The organism is Acinetobacter bouvetii DSM 14964 = CIP 107468 (assembly GCF_000368865.1).
Taxonomy (GTDB): domain Bacteria; phylum Pseudomonadota; class Gammaproteobacteria; order Pseudomonadales; family Moraxellaceae; genus Acinetobacter; species Acinetobacter bouvetii.
In genome coordinates this window covers 588,966-607,146 of record NZ_KB849725.1, presented here as the reverse complement: position 1 = coordinate 607,146, position 18,181 = coordinate 588,966, and the positions used below count along the sequence as shown (strand labels likewise).

The following is an 18,181-nucleotide window of genomic DNA, read 5'->3' as shown; positions in this document are numbered from 1 at the left end:
TTTTTGCTGTTTATTAAGATTTTTATATTTTTGCTAAATATTTGATTTTAAATAAAAATATTAAATTATGTCATTCACCAATTAAAATATCTATGCGATAAACCATTTAAAATATCTGAAAAACTATATAATATTCATAAAACTCAATATCTTATTAAACATGAAAACTGAAAAACCGAAAAGACTAGAACCAGTCAAAAATACTTTAAGATTATTATGTGCATATTCAGGAAATTTATGTGCATTTCCTGGTTGTAATCATTTAATTTTTAATGCGGATGGAGATTTAATTGCTGAATTATGTCATATAGAAGCAGCACTTCCAGAAGGTGAACGTTTTAATCCTGATATGACAAATGAAGATCGAAGAGATTTTAATAATCTGATGTTTATGTGTCATGAGCATCATGTTACGACAGACAATGTTGATAAATATCCAGTACGTAAACTGAAAGAAATGAAAGCTGAACATGAAGCTATTTTTTCATTAGAAAGAATGTCTGATCGAATCGCCGAAAAACTATATGATTACACTTCGCAATTAACAGTATCTACTGTCCTAAATCTTAATAATTTGTATCAAGTTTTAGGGATAAAGAATAGAGATAAAGAAGAAAGAGAAATGGAGGTAAAAGACTTTAATAAGCAAATAAAAATTTTTAAAAACTTAAGTAATGAGGCAAAAATTACACTAATAACATCAGTACAAAGATTAAAAAATGATTTTTATGAAAGACAAAAATATGTCGATATGATGGAAATAGGCCGAGTTTTAAATTTATATAGAAATGAACTATTTCAATATTTTGATGAATTAGAATCAAGTGGATTGATGGTAGTTAATGAAATCGAAATAAGAGATAATAGATATGAAAATAGACATCAACTAAAAAGTAAAAATAGAGATGTTGATAATAGTTTTTTTGAAGAAATATATGAGTATTGTGAGTTACTCGATATTGATTTCAGAGAATTTATGCTTGATTTAGACTTCTTTAGCTTAGATGATTAAGAATTCCTAAAATTAACATAATACGCGTTATACGAAATTCATTTTTTTTATTTCATATAAATCATTGCCTTATGTTGATATAAAAAGCCCAATCATCACCGATTGGGCTTTTTTAATGATTTATCACGTTCCACAATTAATGCTTAATCAATGTTCCACGCTTTTAATTAGGCATATTCAACAGTACGCTCTGACATCAGTGATGAAAAATAAAGTGAATATTCCTTTCATCACTCCGCCGCTTCATTGGTCACACGCAACACTTCTTCCAGCGTTGTTTTCCCAGCCAGCACTTTACGCAATCCATCATCACGGATAGAACCAGATTGTTTGCGGGCATAGGCTTCTACTTCAAACTCGGCGGCATTGCCATGAATTAAGCGGCGCATCGGTTCATCCACAGGGACAATCTCATAAATCGCAGTACGGCCATTAAAGCCTGTATGCGAACAATGCTCACAGCCATTCGGCTGAGGTAATTTTAAGTGCGCATTATGCTCAATATTGGCAAACAGCTGTTCTTCAAAATCATCCGCTTCATGCCAAGTCGCACAGTGTGAACACAAGGTGCGCACCAAGCGTTGCGCAATCACACCAATCAGAGAACTGGATAATAAAAACGGTTCAATGCCCATATCTTTTAAACGGGTCACTGCGCCTACCGCAGTATTGGTATGCAGGGTGGATAACACCAAATGGCCCGTCAGCGAAGCTTGAACCGCAATTTCCGCTGTTTCCAAATCTCGAATCTCACCGACCATCACCACATCTGGATCTTGACGCAGCATGGCTTTTAAAGCACGGGCAAAAGTCATATCGACTTTGGTGTTGACCTGTGTCTGGCCAATGCCTTCCAGTTGATATTCAATTGGGTCTTCAGCAGTTAAAATATTTTTTGAACCGTCATTCAGGTCAGACAGCGCGGCATACAGCGTGGTGGTTTTACCCGAACCCGTTGGGCCCGTCACCAAAATAATGCCGTGCGGACGGTGCACCAAAAGCTTAAGACGCTCATAGTCATTATTCATCAGGCCCAAATGCGTCATGTTCAAACGCCCCGCCTGCTTATCCAGCAAACGCATCACCACGCGCTCGCCATAAGACGACGGCAAGGTCGACACACGCACATCGACTTCACGGCCCGCTAAGCGCAGCGAGATGCGGCCATCCTGCGGGATGCGCTTTTCGGCAATATCCAGTTTGGCCATGACTTTAATCCGCGACACCAGCAGCGGCGCCAATTCACGGCGCGGCTGCACAATTTCACGCAGCTGCCCATCAACCCGCAGGCGCACTGATAATTTCTTTTCAAAGGATTCAATATGAATATCGGAGGCGCCAACACGGATGGCTTCCGACAGTAGTGCATTGATTAAACGCACAATCGGCGCGTCATCTTCCTGATCCATCAGATCTTCAGCTTCAGGCACTGAGTCTGCAAGGCTGAGTAAATCCGGATGATCTTCCAAACCCGCCGCCACTTGCTGAGACTCCCCAGTATCTCCGGCAAAGCTGGAACTCAGCAGCTGATGAAACTCCTGATCTGTGCACAGCTGATACTGCGCTGCATGCCCCAAAAACCGCCGCGCTTCCTGCAGCGCCAGCATAGGTGTGCTTTCACGCCGCACAATATAGGCTTGATCCCCTTCATAACGGAGCAATACGCCGTGCCGCTTTGCAAAACTATAGGGTATTTGTAATTGTTTGAGTATTTGCATCAAAGTTTATAATGATGGAAAAAGTGTTTTGAGTGTACTCTAAGCACATGACAGCGTGAAGTCTGTTTTTTCAGCTTTTAATGATATAGGGAAAATTGCATTGTCTTTAATCAGTGATGTACTGCAAACGGAAACGCCTAAACTCAAGTGGTGGGGTGAGCATCATTTTGAGCTACACCGCCCTAAAGCTTGGCAATTCGGCTCACTGCTGTTCCGCCTGACCCGCGGCCTGCAGGAATGGCGTCTGGAATACCACCGCCCGACGGTACAGTATGACTATGAACAGCAATGGCACCGTATTGATGACCCTGAGTTTGCTTTTCCGCCGCCGGTGCATATTGAACGCTATATGTTTAAAAATACGCATGAAAATATTCAGATTATGCCAAGGCTGGCCGACCGTTCTGTGGTGATCCGCCCTGTCGACCCGATTTATATCCCTGCCGGCCAGCGCGGCACGCTGTACATCAGCACGCCATTATGGATTGCGGGATTTGTGGAAGGCCAAAGAGGCCCGCTGTTTGATATTCCTGTGATTTTGCCCAAAGACACATGGTTTGGCCCCAATAAGCGCATGGGCGAAATCTGCTATGCCACTGCAGTCGATGGGCGCACAGAGCTGCATCAGCTGAAAGTCCGCGCCTTTCGCGCCATTACCCCGATTGAGTTTCACAACACCAGCCACGAACAATTGCGCTTTGACCGCATGAATGTGCCGGTTCCGGCCTTGCCGCTGTTTTACAGTGAAAGTACTGGGCGCTTATGGACCTCGCAGATCAAAGTGCAGCATGAAGGGCCTGACCGTCCGCCGCGCATCCGCATAGAAAACCGCACGCCGCCGCATGCAGGGGAAGTGATGTATGTGCATCCGCCGCGTGAACCGGCTGGGGCTTTGTTTAACATGTTTGATTCATTTTTCTAAGAGGCAGCCATGGCGAATACCAGTATTTCCAGCGAAGTCACCAGCAGCCTCACGGGGATTGTGAAGAATCTGAACACTGACCGGATCACAGAGCTTTTGGTTGCCGTGATTTTGGCCTTGATTGGTTTTTTAATTGCGCGTTTTGTGTCCAACGCCTTTATCCGAACAATTGGCGTGCGCTTCAATGCGCATCAGCGCCTGGTCTGGCGGCGCGGCATTTTTTATTTTATTTTCATCATCTTTATCATGGCCAGCTTAAAAGAAGCCGGCTTTAAGCTCAGCGTATTTTTAGGCGCGGCCGGCATCCTGACGGTGGCTTTAGGTTTTGCCTCACAAACGTCCGCGTCCAACCTGATCAGCGGGATTTTCCTGATTGGCGAAGGCTCTTTTGAAATTGGCGATACCATTCAAATTACCCTAATCCGCGGCCATACCATTGAAGGCGAAGTCATCTCGATTGACTTGCTGTCCGTGAAGCTGCTGACGCAGGACAATGTCTATGTGCGCCTGCCGAATGAACAGCTGATCCGCGCGCCGGTGCATAACCTGTCTAAATTTCCGATACGGCGCATTCCCATTACGCTGGCGATTAACTTCCATGAAGACATCATTAAAGTCCGCGAAGTGCTGCTGGATGTCGCCGGCAAATATCCATTGGTGCTGGCCGATCCCAAACCTGCGGTCACGGTGACGGCATTCCGGGAATCGTCAATTGAACTGCTGTTTGCAGTATGGTGCCAGCAGGAGAACTTTTTAAGAGTGCGCGATGAAATGCAGGAACGCATCCGCAACGGTTTTCTGGATAATCAAATTGAAATTCCAGTACCGAAAATGGGCTTTGTTGACCGCCCTGCTGTATCGCCTTTGCAAAATGAAGAGCTGGATCAATATGCCAATGCGCAAGAGATTAAGCGTGAACCGGACTTAAAATAGCGCGTCTGCTTTTCTGCGTTTAAATGGCAGGCATGCAAAAATTCAGCAGGATGAGGCGGGCGCTTTTCTTCGTAGAAAGCCGCATGCAATAAAGAAAGATCAGTTCTTTTGCGCCTCGGGCATAGGCGCAATATAGGCAATTATCAGCATGACAAAACCTGCGCCTAAGAATGAAATGACCCGGCTCAGCGTGCCGATATGCGAAAGGTCAAACAGCACTAATTTTAAAGTGACCAAGACCAAAATACTGCCGCCAAAGATCCATAACGAACGCAAATGCCGTTTCGCTGCCGTCAGCATGCAGATGAAGGCTAAGCTGACCCACAGCAAAGTGAAACTGAGCTGCACTGTGGCATTTTCCCACATCTCCCAGACATTATACGGCGTGCCCAGATACACATGCAGCGCGCGTAGCACCACATAGCTGCTGAGCCAAAGCAGCCCCAGCATCATCAAAATGGTGCCTAAGCTTTTTTCCAAGCCGGCTTTCATCTGCAGATTCAGCATCCAGATAAAGCCCGCCAGCATCGCAATGCTGATTAAGTCAAAAGGATTCAGCACAGGCAGCAGATACAGCTGAAACGCCTGCTGGCTGAAAATTTGCGAAAAAATAATCCACAGCAGCATCAGCGTCAGTGTATTTCGCGCCTGCCAGAAAATTTTCCAATCGGGATTGGGCTGGCGATAACACCAAAATGCAAACAGCAGCGGTAAAATCACCACACTTAAAAACGGCATGCTGGGTATTAACGTTAAGCTGGCGAACGCCAAACTGGCCAGCGCCCCTAAGCTGCCCCATTCTTTTTCTTCTTTCACGCCCAGCATCGGGCGCAGCCACAGCAGGGTCAGCAGCGCGCCGCTCAAAGCAAACAGCAAGCGGTCGGATAGATTGTGCCACAGCAGTTTGCCGTCATGGCTTAAATCGACTGCCATATACAGCGCCAAGCCATACACAGGAATCAGCCCAATCCATTTCGGCAGCAGCCATGACCATGCGGCGCCGCGGCGCAGCAGCCATTCATTGAAGATGCTGTAAAGCATGACAATGCTCAGCAGGCAAATGAAGGCTTGGCTTGGGCTGTCAATTTTTTCCAGCAGCAGCACGAACAGCATGACCGTAGCTGACAGCATCTGCATGCATTGAAAGGCAACCGCCGAACTGTTCAGCTGCTTCCGGAACTCAGCAGTGCTGTTCGCAATCAGCACCGTCAGCAGATAACTGATGCACAGCACCCAGTACACATTGCTTGGAAAAACGTTTTGCACTGAAAAATAGTACAGGCTGGAAAAACCCGCCATCATCATCAAGCCCATGCCGACATAACGGCTGAGCGCAGAATGGCGGTACAGGCCATACGCAAAGACAGCGGCGCCTTCAACCGCCCATCCCGCCACACTCCAGTGTTCGTGCAGCAGTATCGGCGGAATGAATGCCATAAAGATCAGCATCAGGCTGAAATAGCTTTGCGAAATAATGCGGATCGCCTGATGGCGCTTTGACAGCAGATATAAAACGCCATAGATGCCGGCAAAAATCAAACTGAACCCCGCCTGCCAGCGCGGTTCATCAAAATACATCAGATATAGAAAGCCATAACTGACAATCGGTGCGCCAAAAATCAGCGCCAAATCCAATACCGGTTTCAATTGAAAACGCATCAGATTTTCTTGGGCCAGCAGCTGGCTGAAACGGAATCCGAGCCAAATAAAAATCGCCGCATGCGCATAAATTAAATAACTGAGCGCGGTTCTTTCCTGTTCTCTGCCTCGGTAAAAGGCATACGCGCCGCCCACCAGCACGGTCATTAAAAATGAAATCTGATTGAGAATTTTCCACGGCCTTAACGTGCTTAAAACCGCCACGGCTAAATTGATGCAAAGATAATAAGCAATCAGCTCAGCAGCAGTGGCATTGCGCACAGGCAGAGTAAAAGGCGCAATATAGGCGATCATCATCGCCATCAGCGCCAATTCAATACTTTGCTGTTTCAGGCTGAGCCAAATGGCGGGCAGCAGAATGGCGGCAAAGCACAGGCTGGCGATTGGCAAATTCGGAATGACTTGGTTGTAATAGGCAAAAAACAAGGTCAGCGATAAGCTTGCCAGCCCCAAGCCCTCTAAAGCCAAAGCAAAACCCCGGTTGCGCTGCTTCAGCACATAGCCCAATAGCGTGATGCCGGCACTGACCGCCGCCACCAGCCATAATTTAACTGCAAGACTGAGCTGCCAATGCTCAGTGGCAAAACGCAGCAACAGGATCACCCCAATCACCAAAACAGCGATAGCGGCTTTTAATACCGGATTGCCTTTAAACAGCCATTGCTGCAGCTGATCCATCAGGCTGATTGAAACATCAGAGGCAATGGGCGCCTCAGATGGACTTGATTCACCTGAACGCCGTGATTCCGCCTGCCGGCTCAGATCAGGCCTTGCGTGAAGTTGACGCTGCAGCGACAGCACATTACGCTCCAGCCGCTTCAGCCAGCGCAGGAAAAAGAAAATCCAGGCAGAAATGCCTAATCCGGTTAAGATGCCAATATGGCCAATACCGCCGACCAGCGTCATGATCGAAGCGATATACAAAGGCACTTTTGATGTCGCTGTAAGCGGCAAGCCCGCTTCAGCCGCCAATTGGTCTGCCGGCTTTTGCAGGTCATCGACATAGTGCATCACGCTCACAGCAAATGCAAAACCGCATAAATAGCTGAAAATTTTCAGATCCGAAAACCAGCAGCCCACCCCGGCAATAATCAGCGCCATCAGCCAGATCATTCTGATTTCGTTATTTCCGTTCCGCTGTGCGTTCAGCATGCCTGCCCTTTTTTTTCAGTTTTAGCTGATGATACCGCAGCGGCCGGCAGAAGTTCCGCTGCTTTATCAGATTTTCGGTAACTGCTGCCAGACAATCACAGCGCCGCGCCATCATGCCTCAGCGCAGAGCGGAAAAATCACGTACAATAAAACCGTTATCTGGATTAGGAATTTTTCAATGCCGCCATTTGTCTTGGTCGATGGGTCATACTTTTTATTTCGCGCCTTTCACGCACTCCCCCCTTTAACCACGTCAACTGGATTGCATACCAATGCCATCCGCGGAGCCATTTCCGCCATTCAAAAACTCATGCGCCGCACCCAGCCGACCCACATGGCGGTGATTTTTGATACGCCTGAACCGACGTTCCGCCATGAGCTTTCGCCTATTTATAAAGGCGACCGCCCAAGCATGCCGGAAGAGCTGGCGGAACAGATTCCTTACCTGCATGCGCTGATCCGCGCACTGGGCATTCCGCTGCATATGCTGCCGGGCGCAGAAGCCGATGATATTATCGGCACGCTGGCAAAACGCGCAGAAGCGCAAGGCCATCAGGTGCTGATTTCGACTGGCGATAAAGACATGGCGCAGCTGGTCACCGACAAAGTCACGCTGGAAGACAGCTTTAAAGACAAGCCGATGGATGTGAACGGCGTCTTTGAAAAATTCGGGGTTTGGCCCAACCAGATTATTGACTATCTGACCTTAATGGGCGATGCATCTGACGGCATCATGGGTGTTCCAGGCGTTGGCGCAAAAACAGCGGCCAAACTGCTGACCGAGTACGGCTCAATTGGCGGCATTTTAGAAAATGTCGACAGCATTAAAGGCAAAGTCGGTCAAAATATTAAAGACAATGTGGAAGGGATTGCTCTGGACCATCAGCTGGCCAGCATCGTCTGTGATTTGGATATGAACCTGACTTATGATGACCTGAAATTGGCTGATCCGAATATCGAACAGCTGCGCAGCCTGTATACCGAATTAGAATTCCGCAATCAGCTGCAATCTTTAGATCATCCCAATAATCCAAATGGCGCAGCGTATAAGCAAAACTCCAAAGCCATTCTTAAAGACGCCCATGCGGAAGAAAAAACGGTTACTGAAGATCAGGCGTCCATTACCAGCACCGATGATGTCTTGGGCCAAGCCAATTATCATACCGTTTTAGCGCAAACGGACTGGGACAATTTATTTAAACGCCTCAGCACCGAAAAACGCTTTGCCTTTGATACGGAAACCACCAGCCTCGATTACCGCGTTGCGCAAATTGTCGGTTTCTCTGTGGCTTTTGATGCGCATGATGCCTATTACGTGCCGCTGGCGCATGATTATGAAGGGGCGCCTGAGCAGCTGAACCGGGACCTTATTCTTGCGCAAATCAAGCCGATTTTAGAAGACAAATCGGTCGAAAAAATCGGCCATCATTTAAAATATGATGCGCACGTGCTGAAAAATCACGGCATTGAGCTGCAAGGCTGGTATTTCGATACCATGCTGGCCTCATATGTGCTCAACTCAGTCGCCACCCGCCACGGCATGGATGATGTTGCCCGCCTGTACTTAAGCCATTTAACCACAACCTTTGAACAAGTGGCGGGCAAAGGCGCGAAACAGAAAAGCTTTAATCAAATTGAGCTGGAAACCGCTTCGCACTATGCAGCCGAAGATGCGCATGTGACTTACCGCCTGTATGAAGTGCTGGATGCCAAATTGCACAAGCATCCTGAACTGGTCAATATTCTGCACAATGTGGAAATGCCGGTGGCGCGTGTGCTGACCATGATGGAAGAGAACGGCATTGAGCTGAATCTGGACTTTCTGGATCAGCTGGGCAGCGAATTTGCCAAAACCATGCAGGATTTGGAAAATCAAATTACGGAACTGGCAGGCCAACCTTTCAATGTCAGCTCACCCAAACAAGTCGGCGAGATCCTGTTTGACAAGCTGGGGTTGAAAGGCGGCAAGAAAACCTCGACGGGCCAATACAGCACCAGTGAAAGCGTGCTGGAAAAAATAGAGCATCCGATTACCGATCTGATTCTGGAATACCGCGGCCTGTCTAAGCTGAAAAGCACTTACACCGACGGCCTGCTGAAGCAAGCCAATAATGAGACGCACCGCGTGCACACCAGCTACCATCAGGCGCTGACGGCCACCGGCCGCTTATCATCGACCGATCCGAACCTGCAGAACATTCCTGTACGTGAAGATATTGGCCGTCAAATCCGTAAAGCCTTCATAGCGCCAAAAGGCCGTGTGCTGCTGGCCGCCGATTACTCGCAAATTGAACTGCGTTTAATGGCGCATTTTTCACAGGATGACGCCTTGGTGGATGCCTTCAATCACGGTCAGGATGTGCACCGCCGCACAGCAGCGGAAGTGCTTGGCATTGCATTGGAAGATGTAACCGGCAATCAGCGCCGCCAAGCCAAAGCCGTCAATTTCGGCCTGCTCTACGGCATGTCTGAATTCGGCCTCACCCGCCAATTGGGCTTTAGCCGTGAAGAGTCACGCAGCTATATCGGCAAATACTTCCAGCGCTATCCTGGCGTGCTGGAATATATGGAGCGTACCCGCCAAGTGGCGCGTGAACAGGGTTTTGTCGAAACCATTTTAGGCCGCCGCCTGTATACGCCAGATATTATGGCCAGCAATAAAATGATCAAGCAAGGCGCAGAGCGCGCAGCGATTAATGCGCCGCTGCAAGGTTCGGCTGCAGACATCATTAAAATGGCCATGATTGAAGTGGAAAAAATGCTGCCGAAAGGCCAAGCCAAAATGCTGCTGCAGGTGCACGATGAATTGGTCTTTGAAGCCGATGAGGACATTGCGGATGATTTGGCAGTGAAACTGGCGGACGTCATGCAGTCTGTACTGAAAATCTCTGTGCCGCTGGTCGTAGAAGTCGGCAAAGGCAGCAACTGGGATGAGGCCCACTAGAGCATTTGCTCCTTCCTCCTCCCAGGAGGAAGGCTGGGATGGAGGTCATTTGCCTCCTAGAAGAAATATCAACTTCTTCACCTAAAAATTTCAGCCATAAAAAAGGACGCATCAGCGTCCTTTTTTACAATTGGGTTTCAGCGCTTATAGGCCTGTCAGCAGCACAATCGCCACTTCTTTCATAATGGTTTCCGCCAGCAGCAAAGCAAAAATTGCGACAATCGGAGACAAATCAATCATGCCCATATTCGGCAGAATACGGCGGAATGGCGCCAGCAGCGGCTCTGCCAATTCTTGAACCACCTCAATATACGGTGAACGCGATTGGCTGAACATCACTACCCAGCTCAAAATAATTGAAGCGAAAATCAAATAGCGGCAGAAACGGATTAAATCCTGAATCATGGTCACGAAGGTCATGATAATTAAATGCACAGGACTGTTGACGGATGCCCCGGACAAATGCATCACTCCAAACATTTTCAGAATATACAGCACCACCAATAAAATTAATGCCGCGGTATTCACCCGGCCTTTGCCGACCGTCGGGAAAATCCGGCTGAACATATCCACAATTTTTGTGGCTTTCGCAGTAGAAAGCACCACAGGATTGTATGGACTTACTGCAGCCAATTGCATTAAAAACCGGAAGAAAACGAGCAAAATTGCGACGTTAATGATAATGCCAAAAATTAGCGCAGAATTTGCACCCATACTAGAACATTCCTAAATAAAAACGAATTACTTGATGCTGTCACTTAAATCTTGCGCAAGCTCTTGACTGCGCTTTTGCGCAGCCGCTAAAGCCGCCTGAATATTTTGTGAGATATGCGCATGATCAAACACTTCAATCGCAGCTTGCGTTGTACCATTTGGCGAAGTCACATTTTTGCGCAGTTCCGCTGGACTGCTGGAGCTGGTGATTGCCATTTGCGCTGCGCCCAAAGCGGTTTGCAAGGTCAGCGCTGTCGCGACTTTTTCATCCAGGCCCAAATTTTTACCTGCGCGGATCATGCTTTCCATCATATAAAAGAAATATGCGGGGCCTGAACCTGAAACAGCGGTAACCGCATCAATTTGCGCCTCAGATTTTACCCAAATTGTCAGGCCAGTTGAAGCCAGAACTTGGCTGGCCAGCTCACGGTCTTGCGCATCGACAGCATCATATGCAAACAATCCATGAGCGCCGGTCTGCACCAGAGCAGGCGTATTCGGCATGACGCGGACAATGCGGTCAGTTTCTAAAATTTTTGAAATTGTGTCAATTTCCGCGCCGGCCACAATCGAAATCACCAGCTTGCCGTCAAGCAGGCCTTTTAACGGCTTTAAAATACTGGCAAAAACCTGTGGCTTCACCGCAAACAGCACAATATCAGCATCACGGATTGCCAGTGCATTGTCATCCGTCACATGCACATCTTTTTCAGCCAGCAATTCACGGACTTTCTCGACAGGATCTGAAACTGTAATGCGGGTTGCGGGCAGTCCACGCGCAATTAAACCGCCGATTAAAGCTTGCGCCATATTGCCGCCGCCAATAAAAGTGATATTACAATTTAGAACTGCGCTCATGATGAAGATCCGCTCTTGCTGTTATCTGAAGAAACCAATTGGGGCAGCCATCCCGCCTGAATGCAATACGGTGACTCTGCCAGCCAAAAGCCTTTCGGCGTAAAAACGCCTAGCATAACATTATCTATGCTTAATATTTGAATTCGATGACGCAGCCAAGGAAAAATTTGCGCCTGCTGAATGGCTTTTTTTAAGGGCCATGACCCAGTACGCCCATACAGATGAATTTTTTCGCCGCCCTGACGCTGGGTTAATGTCAGCGTCTGTTCCAGCAACGCAAAAGACAGGCCAAAGCCCTCTCCCGCCTGTACATGAAAACGGCCTGACAGTGCCGTAAAACTGTCCGCTAATTGAATTTGAATGTGCTGCGGTTCAGCCCGCTCATCTTCTGAGGAGAGATATTCCGCCGCGGTTAAACGGTACAGCTGAGAAGCGAAACGCACATAATAAAAACCATTCCAGTGCAAAGCCGCCTGTGAATCGGCTTTCGATTCAATCACTTCATGCATTAAGCGCTGCACCATATCAAAAGATGGCCGGTACTGCGCCTGCCCTTTCATCCAGGCCGATAACAGCTGGCGCTGCCGGGGCGGCGCTAAAGCCTGCAGTTTTTCCAGCTGCAAAATTTCCGATGTTCCACATGAAACCAAATCAAATGCCAGCACATCAGCCAAAATATCTTCTGCATCCTGCATTAAATAGCTGCTGCGGCTCAATGCCTGCTGCATTTTTGGAAAACGTGACTGCAGCATAGGCCACAGCTCTTCCCTGCTCCACGCACGGTCATATTCTGTATTAAAGTTGGTGGGGTCCTGAATATTTTGCACATTCAATTCTGCCGCCCATTGGCAAATCTGCTCACGGGAAAGATTCAGCAACGGCCGCCAAATCGTCATCAGATCCCGCTGGTCGACCTGACGCATCGCCGCCAAGCCATGAATCCCTGCGCCTGACAGCAGGCGCAGCATTAACGTCTCGGCCTGATCCTGCTGATGATGCGCCAAGACCAATATCTCATGAGGCAGAAGATGCTGCTGATAAGCCTGATAACGCGCTGTACGCGCTTGATTTTCTAAATTGCCTGCCGACACATGCACCGCTTCTACAATACACGGCACATTTAATGATGCGCAGGCTTGCGCCACAAATCGGCCCCAATCTGCGCTGTTTGCCTGCAGCTGGTGATCAATATATATAGCGCGGATTTTTTGCGGGTATAAAAAAGACATCAGGTGCAAAAGCAGCATGGAATCCATACCGCCGCTGCACCCGATTAAGAAGGAAGCCTGATCAGAAAATACGTCTGACTGGCTTAAGCAGTCAGACCTAAATTGTCGCTGCCAAATTTCATTAAACGCTGATAGCGTGCTTCGCATCGTTCTTTTGCATCCATTGGCGTTAATTCATCTAAAGCCTGTTTCAGCACAGTTTTTAAACTCTGCATCACCTGTTCAGGATTCAAATGCGCGCCTTCGCCTTCATCTACCACATATTCAACAATGCCGATTTTTTGCAGCTTGTCAGCCGTCAATGCCAGCGCTTCACTGGCCTGTTCCGCCTTCTCTGCCGTTTTCCACAGAATTGAAGCGCAGCCTTCAGGAGAAATCACGGAGTAGATACTGTGCGACAGCATGACCACACGGTCTGCCACACCAATGCCCAATGCGCCGCCTGAACCGCCTTCACCTAAAACCGTAGCAATTACTGGAACTTTTAAGCTCGACATCTGCGCAAGGCTGGTCGCAATCGCTTCTGCCTGGCCGCGCTCTTCTGCGCCGACGCCTGGATATGCGCCCATCGTATCAATAAAGGTAAATACCGGCAGGTTAAAACGCTCCGCCATATCCATCAGGCGCTGCGCTTTGCGGTAGCCTTCAGGATTGCTCATGCCGAAATTATGCTGCAGCTTTTCACGTGTGCTGCGGCCGCGGTGCTGGCCAACCACCATAACAGGCTGACCTTCAAAACGCGCTAAACCGCCCACCATTGCACCGTCATCGCCAAATAAGCGATCACCATGCAAAGCATCAAATTCAGTGAAGATCTCACTGACATAATCCAAATATTGCGGACGATCCGGATGACGTGCAATTTTAACTGTAGCCCATGCTTTAGATTGCGCTGCTTTATTTTTCATAGGTCGACCATTATCCCTGAATTAACCAATGTGTTAATCGATAAACTGTTCCGACTGAATATTCAACTCAATATCCCAATGCTTGAACTGCACTTGTTCATCATGCAAGTCCGCAACAAGCAATGGCCATTGTTTGGCATCGCCAGAAACGCTAAGCTGCCATTGTTGCGCATTCTCGGCGCTTAATTCAATGGCAGGAAGCATCTCATCGCTGCGGCTGTGATTCAGCAAAACTGCTAAACGAAGCAATAGACATAAGTGCACAAGTTTGCTACCGCCGACTTTCATCACATCCATGCGGGCATCGCTGCGCAGCTTGCGGCGGTGATGCGCCACCAAATGTGACAAATGGTTCTGATCAATTTGCGAGAAGCCGGGAATATCGGAATGCTGCAGCAAATATGCGCCATGGCGGTGATAGCCGCTGTGGCTGATCGCCAGGCCGATTTCATGCAAATATGCAGCGCGGCGCAGCAAGTCACTGTCATCACTGTTTAAATTCAGCTTTTGCGCAACATTATCAAACAGCTGCTGTGCAGTCGCCACCACGCGTTCAGCCTGTTTGGAATCCGCATTGTAGCGGCCCAGCAAGGCATGCACCGAACGGTCTCGCACATCTTCATGCTGGAAGCGGCCCAGCAGGTCGTACATCACCCCTTCACGCAAAGCGCCGTCAGAATACACCAGCTTGTCTATGCCCAGTACATCAAATACCGTGCATAAAATGGCAATGCCCGCTGGCAAAACTGCCCGGCGGTCTTCTTTCAGCCCATCAAAATCCATTTCAGAAACATGCTTAAATTTAAGCAGTTTGTCTTTCAGCTTTTCTAAACCTTCACGGGTCAGCTCTTCCCGCTCATTGCTCCAGCCCATATTGACGGTAATTTGACGGCAGGCTTTTATCGTGCCGCTGGAACCGACGACCGTATCCCAGCCGGCTGCTTTATAAGTATTGGCAATTCCTGACAGCTCTTTGCGCGCCGAATTTACCGCCTTGTCAAAACTTTTCTGATTGATCTCACCATCAGCAAAAAATGCTTTGGTAAAGGCAACGCAGCCCATTTGCACCGATTCGGTATGGATCGGCTCAAATTCTTCACCGATAATCAGTTCGGTTGAACCGCCGCCGATGTCAATCACCAAGCGGCGGCCGCTGTTGGCCATGGTATGAGAAACACCTAAGTAAATTAGCCGCGCTTCTTCCCGGCCGGCAATGATTTCAATCGGCTTCGGTAAAATTTCTGCGGCTTTTTGAATAAAATCCTGTCCATTTTTGGCCTGACGCAGCGCATTAGTCGCCACAATGCGCAGGCGGTTCGGCTGTACTGAACCCAAACGGCCGACAAAGCGCGCCAAACACGCCAAGCCGCGCTGCTGAGCCGCTTCGGTTAAGTTTTTATTTTCATCCAAACCGGCCGCCAGCTGAACTTTTTCTGACATTGAAGCAACTTTTTTTACTTCACCATGGTCTACACGCGCGATCGCCAAGTGAAAGCTGTTTGACCCCATATCAATGGCGGCAAGCAATTCTTCATCAATCAAAAAATCAGACATGATTCAATACAAACCTATACAGAATTGTGCTTAGAGTAATTCACAACCATTCAATTTAAAAGCCATTTATGTACCCGCTTCGCAGACAAGCCGAATTTCAGGCATCGATGACAATTGTGTTACACGATCACAGCTATCGTGAGCATCAATTAGACAATTCCGCATTAAAAGCCGAAAATTTACATAACCCCCTACATTGTTCAGGATGGCTATGTAATACTTATAGTTATAGAGCCATCTTAAAATTATTTTGGAGCAACAGCCATGTCAGGCAATATTGTAAATACAACTGATGAAAACTTTGATGCAGACGTCCTGAAATCTGACGTGCCTGTATTGGTCGACTTTTGGGCAGGCTGGTGTGCGCCATGTAAAGCAATCGCGCCAGTTCTAGAAGTCCTCGCGACTGAATATGAAGGCAAAGTTAAAGTTGTTAAGGTAGATGTGACTTCTTGTGAAGCGACTGCTGTCAACTACAATATCCGCAACATTCCTGCTTTGCTGATGTTCAAAAACGGCGAAGTTGTTGCACAGCAAGTGGGCGCTGCGCCAAAATCAAAACTGACCGCTTTCATTGATGACAACATCTAATCCAAGCCCAGTTTAAATTGCAGAAAATACGCTATTTTTATAGCGTATTTTTTGCTGATAAATTGACAAACCTGTATTTCTCTCTTATATTGCTAACTCAAGAAATAAAGGATCTCAAATCCTGTCATTTTCTTACAAGACACAACACATAAGATCGCCGCCCGGCAATAGAAATTGTTTTTACACATTTTTCTTCAAACAATGAATCAGCTCTCTGAATTATTATTGTGCAAATACAATCGCGTAATCTAATTGTCTGCATGCGGCTCAATGTTGCTCCCTTTCCATCCCGTATACTAGAATTTTTGATTCTTATCTGACCTCCTATGAATTTAACCGAACTCAAGAAAAAACCGATTGGCGAACTCATCAAAATTGCCGAGTTTATGGGCCTTGAAGGAATGGCGCGTAACCGCAAGCAAGACATTATTTTTGCCATCTTAAAACGCCATGCAATGAATGGCGAAGAGATCTTTGGTGATGGCGTTTTGGAAATTCTGTCAGATGGCTTTGGCTTCTTACGCTCTGCAGCCGGCTCTTACCTTGCAGGCCCTGACGATATTTATGTCAGCCCTTCACAAATCCGCCGCTTCAACCTGCGTACAGGCGACACCATTACCGGCACCATCCGCCCGCCCAAAGAAGGCGAACGCTATTTTGCATTATTAAAAGTTAATCAAATTAACTACGACACTCCAGAAAATTCACGCAATAAGATTTTGTTTGAAAACTTAACACCGCTTTTCCCAACCGAACAATTGGTGATGGAGCTGGGCAACGGCACAACTGAAGACTTGACTGCGCGTGTAGTCGATTTAGTTGCACCGATCGGTAAAGGCCAGCGCTCTATTATTGTTGCGCCGCCGAAAGCCGGTAAAACCATGCTGCTGCAAAATATTGCGCAATCCATTGTGCGCAACAATCCGGAATGTTTCTTGATTGTTCTTCTGATTGACGAACGTCCTGAAGAAGTGACCGAAATGGAGCGTACGGTACGCGGTGAAGTGATTGCCTCTACATTTGATGAATCGCCTGCCCGTCACGTGCAAGTCGCTGAAATGGTCATCGAAAAAGCGAAACGCTTAGTCGAGCACAAAAAAGACGTTGTGATCTTGCTCGATTCGATCACCCGTTTAGCGCGCGCTTACAACACCGTGATTCCATCTTCTGGCAAAGTGCTGACAGGCGGTGTGGATGCCCATGCGCTTGAACGCCCTAAACGTTTCTTCGGTGCTGCGCGAAACATTGAAGAAGGCGGTTCATTGACCATCATTTCTACAGCCCTGATTGAAACAGGCAGTAAAATGGATGAGGTGATTTACGAAGAATTCAAAGGTACAGGCAACCAGGAAATTACCCTTGACCGCCGTATCGCTGAAAAACGCGTATTCCCGGCAATGAACATCAAAAAATCCGGCACCCGCCGTGAAGAACGCTTAATGTCAGAAGACAATCTGCGCAAAGTCTGGATTCTGCGCAAGCTGCTGCATACGCAAGATGAGCTGGCAGCCATGGAATTCCTGCTGGACCGCATGAAAGAAACCAAAACCAATGATGATTTCTTCGATCAAATGAAGCGTAAAGCGACGAACTGATTTCAGCAATCTTAAAAAAGCCATCGATCACGATGGCTTTTTTATTTGGTTGACATGACTTACATAACAAAACAATTGCTGCCAGTTTCTGTTAACTTATTTTCAAGTAAATGATTATAAAAATATTTTTATAAAAAACCCTATTAGTTTTAGGGGCTTATTTAGTACTTCTCCAATATATCCGCTCCCTTTGATTGTTATTTTCTGTTAAAAAAAGCCATTTTTTAACCATTTTTTCGTGTTTTCACCCTATGAAGCAGTAGCAATTCAAAATGCGCAGTGATAGCATATTCGCATACCAGTTAGGCTGCATCTGCATTGTTATTTACCTAAGAAAAATTAGGCATAATAAAAGCATAAAACAGTGCTAACTCAGGTTTTTTTTAATCTCA

At 47.3% G+C, this 18,181-nt stretch carries 13 protein-coding genes; 6 read left to right on the top strand and 7 right to left on the bottom strand.

The window, feature by feature from the left end; genetic code table 11:
- The first annotated feature begins 160 nt into the window (after positions 1-160).
- A complete protein-coding gene (locus F941_RS02900) occupies positions 161-1,012 on the top strand; it encodes a hypothetical protein (protein WP_005007592.1) in 852 nt (283 codons plus the stop codon).
- 230 nt (positions 1,013-1,242) lie between these two features.
- On the opposite strand, the gene gspE is transcribed toward F941_RS02900, so the two are convergent.
- The gene (gene gspE / locus F941_RS02895; protein ID WP_005007591.1) at positions 1,243-2,730 is read right to left on the bottom strand and encodes a type II secretion system ATPase GspE; all 1,488 of its coding nucleotides are present in this window, start codon (positions 2,728-2,730) and stop codon (positions 1,243-1,245) included.
- A gap of 100 nt (positions 2,731-2,830) precedes the next feature.
- Between gspE and F941_RS02890 the strand changes: the two genes are divergently transcribed.
- Both F941_RS02890 and F941_RS02885 read left to right on the top strand, forming a co-directional pair.
- Positions 2,831-3,652, top strand: coding sequence for a hypothetical protein (locus F941_RS02890; RefSeq protein WP_005007587.1), 822 nt, complete (start codon positions 2,831-2,833; stop codon positions 3,650-3,652).
- Between the two features lie 9 nt (positions 3,653-3,661).
- Positions 3,662-4,585, top strand: coding sequence for a mechanosensitive ion channel family protein (locus tag F941_RS02885; protein ID WP_005007585.1), 924 nt, complete (start codon positions 3,662-3,664; stop codon positions 4,583-4,585).
- A 99-nt stretch (positions 4,586-4,684) separates the two neighbouring features.
- Here the strand turns inward: F941_RS02885 and F941_RS02880 are convergent, their stop codons facing one another.
- The gene (locus F941_RS02880; RefSeq protein ID WP_005007584.1) at positions 4,685-7,396 is read right to left on the bottom strand and encodes a DUF2339 domain-containing protein; all 2,712 of its coding nucleotides are present in this window, start codon (positions 7,394-7,396) and stop codon (positions 4,685-4,687) included.
- A 178-nt stretch (positions 7,397-7,574) separates the two neighbouring features.
- Here F941_RS02880 and polA point away from each other — a divergent pair, with 178 nt between their 5' ends.
- Entirely contained in the window at positions 7,575-10,340 is a 2,766-nt protein-coding gene (gene polA / locus F941_RS02875; protein ID WP_005007582.1) for a DNA polymerase I, read from the top strand.
- Positions 10,341-10,484: 144 nt separating this feature from the next.
- Here polA and F941_RS02870 read toward each other — a convergent pair whose 3' ends face one another.
- The 5 genes from F941_RS02870 to ppx are packed head-to-tail and all read right to left on the bottom strand — an operon-like array spanning position 10,485 to position 15,603.
- Positions 10,485-11,054, bottom strand: a complete 570-nt coding sequence (locus F941_RS02870) for a YggT family protein (protein ID WP_005007580.1) — start codon at positions 11,052-11,054, stop codon at positions 10,485-10,487.
- Between the two features lie 27 nt (positions 11,055-11,081).
- A complete protein-coding gene (gene proC / locus F941_RS02865; protein WP_005007579.1) occupies positions 11,082-11,912 on the bottom strand; it encodes a pyrroline-5-carboxylate reductase in 831 nt (276 codons plus the stop codon).
- Positions 11,909-13,288 carry a tRNA lysidine(34) synthetase TilS gene (gene tilS, locus F941_RS02860; protein ID WP_081400542.1) on the bottom strand — a complete coding sequence of 460 codons (1,380 nt, stop codon included), beginning with the start codon at positions 13,286-13,288 and terminating at the stop codon, positions 11,909-11,911. Before tilS ends, proC begins: the two co-directional genes overlap by 4 nt.
- The gene (locus F941_RS02855) at positions 13,225-14,049 is read right to left on the bottom strand and encodes an acetyl-CoA carboxylase carboxyltransferase subunit alpha (RefSeq protein WP_005007576.1); all 825 of its coding nucleotides are present in this window, start codon (positions 14,047-14,049) and stop codon (positions 13,225-13,227) included. Before F941_RS02855 ends, tilS begins: the two co-directional genes overlap by 64 nt.
- Positions 14,050-14,082: 33 nt before the next feature.
- Entirely contained in the window at positions 14,083-15,603 is a 1,521-nt protein-coding gene (gene ppx / locus F941_RS02850; RefSeq protein ID WP_005007574.1) for an exopolyphosphatase, read from the bottom strand.
- Between the two features lie 264 nt (positions 15,604-15,867).
- Here ppx and trxA point away from each other — a divergent pair, with 264 nt between their 5' ends.
- Together trxA and rho are read left to right on the top strand one after the other, a co-directional pair.
- Complete coding sequence (gene trxA / locus F941_RS02845) at positions 15,868-16,194, top strand: thioredoxin (RefSeq protein WP_005007571.1); 327 nt, start codon at positions 15,868-15,870, stop codon at positions 16,192-16,194.
- A gap of 326 nt (positions 16,195-16,520) precedes the next feature.
- On the top strand, positions 16,521-17,789 hold the full coding sequence (gene rho / locus F941_RS02840) for a transcription termination factor Rho (protein WP_005007569.1): 1,269 nt from the start codon (positions 16,521-16,523) through the stop codon (positions 17,787-17,789).
- Positions 17,790-18,181: the final 392 nt, after the last annotated feature.

What these genes read in the sequence shown, in the direction of transcription:
- F941_RS02900 (WP_005007592.1), top strand. Translation starts at nt 161, where the DNA reads ATGAAAACTGAAAAACCGAAAAGACTAGAACCAGTCAAAAATACTTTA.
- gspE (WP_005007591.1), bottom strand. Translation starts at nt 2,730, where the DNA reads ATGCAAATACTCAAACAATTACAAATACCCTATAGTTTTGCAAAGCGG.
- F941_RS02885 (WP_005007585.1), top strand. Translation starts at nt 3,662, where the DNA reads ATGGCGAATACCAGTATTTCCAGCGAAGTCACCAGCAGCCTCACGGGG.
- F941_RS02880 (WP_005007584.1), bottom strand. Translation starts at nt 7,396, where the DNA reads ATGCTGAACGCACAGCGGAACGGAAATAACGAAATCAGAATGATCTGG.
- polA (WP_005007582.1), top strand. Translation starts at nt 7,575, where the DNA reads ATGCCGCCATTTGTCTTGGTCGATGGGTCATACTTTTTATTTCGCGCC.
- F941_RS02870 (WP_005007580.1), bottom strand. Translation starts at nt 11,054, where the DNA reads ATGGGTGCAAATTCTGCGCTAATTTTTGGCATTATCATTAACGTCGCA.
- proC (WP_005007579.1), bottom strand. Translation starts at nt 11,912, where the DNA reads ATGAGCGCAGTTCTAAATTGTAATATCACTTTTATTGGCGGCGGCAAT.
- tilS (WP_081400542.1), bottom strand. Translation starts at nt 13,288, where the DNA reads ATGCGAAGCACGCTATCAGCGTTTAATGAAATTTGGCAGCGACAATTT.
- F941_RS02855 (WP_005007576.1), bottom strand. Translation starts at nt 14,049, where the DNA reads ATGAAAAATAAAGCAGCGCAATCTAAAGCATGGGCTACAGTTAAAATT.
- ppx (WP_005007574.1), bottom strand. Translation starts at nt 15,603, where the DNA reads ATGTCTGATTTTTTGATTGATGAAGAATTGCTTGCCGCCATTGATATG.
- trxA (WP_005007571.1), top strand. Translation starts at nt 15,868, where the DNA reads ATGTCAGGCAATATTGTAAATACAACTGATGAAAACTTTGATGCAGAC.
- rho (WP_005007569.1), top strand. Translation starts at nt 16,521, where the DNA reads ATGAATTTAACCGAACTCAAGAAAAAACCGATTGGCGAACTCATCAAA.